At 61.8% G+C, this 5801-nt stretch carries 6 protein-coding genes; 1 reads left to right on the top strand and 5 read right to left on the bottom strand.

The window, feature by feature from the left end; genetic code table 11:
• Nucleotides 1-442: 442 nt before the first annotated feature.
• From OC445_RS26725 to OC445_RS26705, 5 genes are all read right to left on the bottom strand, one after another.
• Nucleotides 443-2884, bottom strand: a complete 2442-nt coding sequence (locus OC445_RS26725) for a penicillin acylase family protein (RefSeq protein WP_054897984.1) — start codon at nt 2882-2884, stop codon at nt 443-445.
• A 239-nt stretch (nt 2885-3123) separates the two neighbouring features.
• Nucleotides 3124-3330, bottom strand: coding sequence for an SEC-C metal-binding domain-containing protein (locus tag OC445_RS26720; RefSeq protein ID WP_057975615.1), 207 nt, complete (start codon nt 3328-3330; stop codon nt 3124-3126).
• Nucleotides 3327-3809 (bottom strand): LEA type 2 family protein, encoded by a 483-nt coding sequence (locus tag OC445_RS26715; RefSeq protein ID WP_054897983.1) that lies wholly within the window; start codon nt 3807-3809, stop codon nt 3327-3329. Before OC445_RS26715 ends, OC445_RS26720 begins: the two co-directional genes overlap by 4 nt.
• 21 nt (nt 3810-3830) lie before the next feature.
• Entirely contained in the window at nt 3831-4301 is a 471-nt protein-coding gene (locus OC445_RS26710) for a YchJ family protein (RefSeq protein WP_034125936.1), read from the bottom strand.
• Between the two features lie 4 nt (nt 4302-4305).
• Nucleotides 4306-4803 (bottom strand): DUF6231 family protein, encoded by a 498-nt coding sequence (locus OC445_RS26705; RefSeq protein ID WP_054897982.1) that lies wholly within the window; start codon nt 4801-4803, stop codon nt 4306-4308.
• A gap of 179 nt (nt 4804-4982) precedes the next feature.
• Here OC445_RS26705 and OC445_RS26700 point away from each other — a divergent pair, with 179 nt between their 5' ends.
• Nucleotides 4983-5741 carry a hypothetical protein gene (locus OC445_RS26700; RefSeq protein ID WP_034125938.1) on the top strand — a complete coding sequence of 253 codons (759 nt, stop codon included), beginning with the start codon at nt 4983-4985 and terminating at the stop codon, nt 5739-5741.
• Nucleotides 5742-5801: the final 60 nt, after the last annotated feature.

Raw genomic sequence — 5801 nt, 5'->3', positions numbered from 1 at the left:
GGCTCGGTGTGCCCGTAATCCGCCAGTGATTTGGGGGGCCGCCGCCACGCGCCATCCATGGCGCGGGGCGGCTAAACCGGCATCCCTGCCGGTTTACCCCCCAAATCACTGTCGAATTCCGGCCAGCGTGGTTTGACGGGGCGCCTAAGATCAAGATCAAAAGCAGATCAAGAGCAAGATCAAGAGCGGCTCGCTTCGCATCGTGGTTACCGTCGGCTGCTATCGCAGGCAAGCCACAATGCCAGTCAGTCAAGCGGTCATCGCCGACTGTAGGAGCGAGCTTGCTCGCGAAAATCGTCAACGATAACGCGTGCTTGCTGAATGAAAGCGGCGCCTGTGAGTTTTTCGCGAGCAAGCTCGCTCCTACAAAAAGCCCTTAACTGACTGGCATTGAGGCAAGCCAGCTCCCACAGCGTTATCCAGTTTCGTCAGGGAAGCCCGGTTACTTACCAGGCGTCAGGGTCAACCTTGTCTTGCCGTACACCTTTTCAAAGTTCTGCGGCTGCATCGGAAAGCTCAGGTATTGCGCCTTCAGCGACGGGTCGATGCCATTGGCATAGTTCGGGCTGGCCGGGTTGCCGGATTGGCCGATGCCGCCCTGGCCCATCATCGGTTCCACTTGGCCGAAGTCGATGATCATGCGCAGCGCCGACACCTGGGTCGCGTTGAAATCCTGGCCCCAGCTATACGGCGCCGGGTTCAAGGTGTTGTGGTCGCCACCGCTGGCAAAGGGGCCGCGGATGACCTGGCCGCTGGTATTTTTCCAGGTGGTGCTGTGCAACTTGCCCCACTGCCAGGCCTTGTGGTCGGCGCCCAGTTGGCTGTCGCCAGTAGTGATGGCGGCGGCCAGGGTGCGAGCCAGGATCGCGGGTTTGTCTTCTATTTGCGGTGTACGCGTGTCATCCCAGAATGGGCTGTCTTCACGGCCCAGCAGGTGGTCGGCGATGGCCGAGTAGGACAGGCTGGCGTTGCTGGCGAAGGCTTTCCAACTGGCGCTGTTTTCCGGGCCGAGTTTGTCCAGGAAGATCTGCCGGGCGCTTTCCTGCAGGAACAGTTCGTAGATTGCCGCGTCAGCCGAGGTGGTTGCCAGCCGACCATCGAAAGTCATCAGGCGCTCCAGTGCTTCGCGGGCCTTGGCACGTTCCGCTGTCGGCAGGGCCTCGATGGCCTGCTTGAGCGGCTGGGCCATGCCGGGTGCCTGGAACATGTTCTTGAGCTTGGCGGCGAAGAGGGTGGTCTGGTCGTATTGCATGGCGATCAGGCTGCGGCTGTCATGCTTGCCGGCGTTGGCCAGTTGCGCCAGGCGCTCGCTGCGCTCCGGTGCATCCCAGGCGTTGGACAGTTGCATGCCGTAGCCACGTGGCGCGGTACGCTGGTTGGCGGTGCCGATCCAGCCTTGGGCCGGGTCCTGGTCGTACGGGTGCAACATCGCGTCGGCGTAGCCGTCCCAGTCAAAGCGCGTGTCCCAGCCCGGCGATGGCAACAGGCCTTCGCCTTCGCGGCGGTTGGGGAAACGGCCGGTGACCTGCCAGCCGATGTTGCTGGCGTCGGCGAAGATCATGTTCAGGCCGATGGCGCGAATCTCGCGGGTAGCATCCGAGGCCTTGCCGGCGTTTTGTGCGCGGGACAGGTCGAAGAACGCATCCAGGCTCTTGTCGTCCTTGAAGTCGGCGGTTTGCAAGGCCAGGCCAAGACCGCTGGTGAGCGCCTGGCTGCTGTTGAGCAGAGCGCCGTGGCGGGTTTCGTACACCACTTCGCGAATCGAGCGCTGGCCCTTGATGAAGAAGGTTTCGTTGCGCACGCCGGCCGGCAGCCATTTGCCGTTGTTCTCGTAGTACAGCGCACTGCCCTGGCGTTTGACCTTCTCCAGGAACAGGTCCTGGGTGTCGCCCTTGACCGCGCTCATGCTCCACGCCACTTTGCCGTTGAAACCCGCCAGCAGGGTCGGCAGGCCGGCAATCGAAGCACCGACGGCCTGGTATTTGGGCGCACGAATCTGCACGTAGTTCCACGGCGACGGTGCTTGTGGCTGAGCGGCGATATCGTTGGCCAACAGGCTTTTGCCGCTGCGGCTGCGTTGTGGGCCAATGGCCCAGTTGCTTGAGGTGGTGACGCCCAGGGCATTGAGGTCGCGCAATTGCTGGCCCACCGTCTCCAGCCCGGCGAGGCCGGTGATCTGGTTCAGGTTGACGCCTTTGAGCTTGTCGGCTTCGGCCAGCGGGACGGGTTCGTCCGGTGCGCTTGGGGTGAGCCAGGCGAGTTTGTCGACGCCGACCTTTTGCGCCAGCACCAGGGACGAAAGCTCCTCCTGCAGATTGCTCGACTGGCTGAAGTTGAGCAGGCAGAACAGCAGCGCCGAATCTTCCGGCTTCCAGTACTCGGGCTTGTAGCCGCTCTGGGCCAGGTCCGTCGGCAAGTTGTCGCGATAACGGAACAGGTAGGCGTTGACGCCTCGGGCATACACTTCAAAGAAGCGTTTGAGGCGCGGCGATGAGGCGTTGTACAACTCGCCAGCGCTTTTCTTGAGGTTGACCGCCCGCATAAAACGGTCGACGTCCAGCACTTGCGGCCCCGACATTTCCGCCAGACGGCCCTGGGCTAGCAGGCGCAGGGTGACCATCTGGGTGATGCGGTCGCTGGCGTGTACGTAACCGAGGCTGAACAAAGCGTCGTGGAAGGTGTTGCTTTCAATCAGCGGCATGCCTTGGGCATTGCGGCGCACCGACACATTCTGTGCCAGGCCCTTGATTGGCTGCACGCCGGCAACGGGCGGCAGGGTGTCCTGGGTGTTCTGGAGCTGGCAACCGGCCAGGCCCAAGGCACTGACCACTGCCGCGGCAACGCCGAACCGGGGAAGAAAATGTAAGAGGGCTGGCGAGGCCATGGCAAAGCTCCTGCGGGGGGTAGCGTCAGTAAAGGCGCTACGTTAGTGAGCGCGGCGAAACGACGCAAGCGGGAGTTTTGGCAATTGCGTGAGAACTTGAAACAGCCACCAATCGAGGTGGCTTAAGGTTTTGTAGGAGCGAGCTTGCTCGCGAGAAACCCATAGGCGCCGCGTTTACTCAGAAAACGCGCGCTATCGTTGACGTTTTTCGCGAGCAAGCTCGCTCCTACTCGTGCGGTTTAAGCACCGTGGCACTTCTTGAATTTCTTCTCGCTGCCGCACGGGCAAGGATCGTTGCGACCGACGTCCTTCAATGCATTGCGCACCGGCTCTTGATGAGCGTGGCCGCAGTTCGGGCCGTGGACATGGCCGTGGTCGTGATCATGATCATGGTGGTCGTGATCGTGGTTGCAGTCAGGACCATGGACATGGGGTTGCTGTGTCATCGATGTTGCTCCGGAATAAAATCGCCGGGGATTATCTCGCCATTGTGTGCCACCTGCACGTCATTACCGATGAATAATCCGGTTTTCAGTTCGCCTTCTAAACGATAAGGCACGGGCCGGTCGGGATTTTTCAGCATCTGCACCACCTCACGCACCTGTGGCCAGAGGTTGGTGCGCACCGAGACCTTGAAGAATTTATGACCGCGTGGCGGTACGGTCAGCCACTCGTTGGACTCGCCTTCGGTCAACACCAGATTGCCCAGGCTGACCTTGTAGACCAGGCCGCGCACGGTCAGGTCGGCGTCGTCGCGGTTGTCCACGCGAAAGTACAGCTTGAATTTCTGTTCCAGCAGCTTGGCCCGCACCACTTCGACCTTGACCAGGGAAACGTGAGGGGGCGGCGCGTCGTCTTCGAACCAGGACGCGCAGCCGGTCAGGCCCAGGGTCAACGCCAGCATCAAGCTATACATTCGAAGCATGGCGCTATCCCCGTCGAGTGATTAGAAGTAGCTGGAACAGCACTTCTTGAATTTCTGCCCGCTGCCACACAAACAGGCATCGTTACGTCCGGCCTTCACTTCTACCGTAGGATCGATGAAGTACCAGCGCCCTTCATTCTGTACGAAAGAAGACTGCTCGCGGTGACTATGTTCACCGGCAGCGTCATGCCAGCGCGCGGTAAAGGTGACAAAGGCGTGCTCAGGCTGGCCGCCGAATACCTCGGAGCTTTCCACCTCCAGGCCCAGCCAGGTGCTCTGGGCACTCCAGGCGGCAATGGCGTCGCGGTCCAGGCCGGCCTGTTGCGCAGGCAGCGTAGTGGCGACCAGGTAATCGACCAGGCCCAGCACATAGGCGCTGTAGCGCGAGCGCATCAACGCGCTGGCGCAGGGGGCCGGGTGGCCGGCGTGATAATGGCCGCAGCAGGCATCCAGCAGATTGCCGCTGCCGCACGGGCAAATGGATGTACTCATCGGGTTACCACCAATACTTTCCGAAGTTTTCCGGGTTGGCCCAGAAGCGGGCGTTGAGCCAGTCCGGCACCTGTTTATAGTCAAGCAGATCATAGGTAAACAGCGTCAGCACCTGATCATCGCGTTGGAAGCGTTCGCCGGCTTGCAGGGCCAGGGAGAAAAAGTCGGTGTCCTTCCAGTCGCAGGCACCCAGGTCGACCAGCACGGCAATGCGGCTGGCGTTGAGGTTACGGATGCCTCCGAGCAGGGTCAGGCCCTGGGGGTTGGACAGGTGCTCCAGGCAGTCGACCACCAGCGCGAGGTCAAAGCGCTGCACGGCGAGGTCTTCCGGCAACGGCCCTGGCGCGGCATAGAACACCTCGGTATCCGCGTGCGCAGCCCGGAAGGCATCCAGCGCCGGAAATTGGCTGGCGCCCACTAACAACAGGCGTTTTGGCCTGTGAAGGTCCAGCAGGGCCGCCAAGGCTTGTTGGGGCGTACGGGCAGAAATTCCAGCGGTCATTGCAGATCCTCGCATCAAGACCGTAGAGACTAGCGCGGCTGGGCGCGTGGGCCTAGAGCGCGGCGGTCGATACCCACCGAGGTGGAATTGAAGTTTTTTGATCCTTCACTGGCAAATCGCCGGTAGAAGTCGTTACTGTGCGCTCAAAGAAAAATTTGAAAACACTCAGGAGCCCCATGATGCGTAAGGTTTTTCTGTTGGCCCTGTTGGTCAGCCCCGTTGCCCTGGCCCAGAGTGTCAGTGTCGAAACCAACTCGTTGATGCGCTTGCCCAGCAGTACCAGCGTGTTGCAGCTCGAGCGCCTGGACGTGGCGGACTACGGCACCTTGCTGATTCCGGCCACCATCAGCCAGGTCACGGTGGATGAGCTGCACTTGGGGCGCGACGCACGCATCACCATTGTGCCTGGCAATACCGCCTTGCAAATGCAGGTACGCGAGGCGCAGTTGGAGCACGGTAGCCAGATCACTTCACGGGGCGCCCCCGGCACCCACGAAAAACCCGCCAAGGCTGGGCGTGATCTGACCTTGCGCATTAACTCGCTGACTGCCGAAGCGCTGTCGGTGGATGCCCGTGGTGGCGCTGGAGCCCAAGGATATGCGGGCCTGGACGGTGCCAACGGCGTGGACCCGGGTTGCACCTGGGGTTCAGCCGGGCGCGGCTTTAATGGCGATAACGGCGGCGATGGCCGGCCAGGGGCAGCGGGCGCCCAGGTACGCCTGGAGTTGCCACAGGAATTCCCGGCTGAACAGATCAAGGTCTGGGTCGATGGCGGGGCTGGAGGCCTGGCGGGTGTTGCAGGTAAACCCGGCAAGGGCGGGCAGTCCAAGGGCTGCCTGGTGTACCGCGCGGACGGCGGCGAAAAGGGCCGGCCAGGGTTGGAGGGGCAACCGGGGCCGGCTGGGCCTGCGGGGTCTGTGACTATCCAGCGGCTGTAGGAGCCAGCTTGCTCGCGAAAAACGTCAACGATAACGCGTGCTTCCTGAATAAACGCGGCG

The organism is Pseudomonas sp. Pse35 (assembly GCF_024519715.1).
Classification (GTDB): domain Bacteria; phylum Pseudomonadota; class Gammaproteobacteria; order Pseudomonadales; family Pseudomonadaceae; genus Aquipseudomonas; species Aquipseudomonas paracarnis.
Note: the sequence above shows the minus strand (reverse complement) of the source record. Positions and strands in the feature narration are given on the sequence as shown.

Excerpts from the sequence above, each read along its gene's own strand:
- OC445_RS26710 (WP_034125936.1), bottom strand. The coding sequence starts at position 4,301 with ATGAGTACATCCATTTGCCCGTGCGGCAGCGGCAATCTGCTGGATGCC.
- OC445_RS26720 (WP_057975615.1), bottom strand. The coding sequence starts at position 3,330 with ATGACACAGCAACCCCATGTCCATGGTCCTGACTGCAACCACGATCAC.
- OC445_RS26705 (WP_054897982.1), bottom strand. The coding sequence starts at position 4,803 with ATGACCGCTGGAATTTCTGCCCGTACGCCCCAACAAGCCTTGGCGGCC.
- OC445_RS26700 (WP_034125938.1), top strand. The coding sequence starts at position 4,983 with ATGCGTAAGGTTTTTCTGTTGGCCCTGTTGGTCAGCCCCGTTGCCCTG.
- OC445_RS26725 (WP_054897984.1), bottom strand. The coding sequence starts at position 2,884 with ATGGCCTCGCCAGCCCTCTTACATTTTCTTCCCCGGTTCGGCGTTGCC.
- OC445_RS26715 (WP_054897983.1), bottom strand. The coding sequence starts at position 3,809 with ATGCTTCGAATGTATAGCTTGATGCTGGCGTTGACCCTGGGCCTGACC.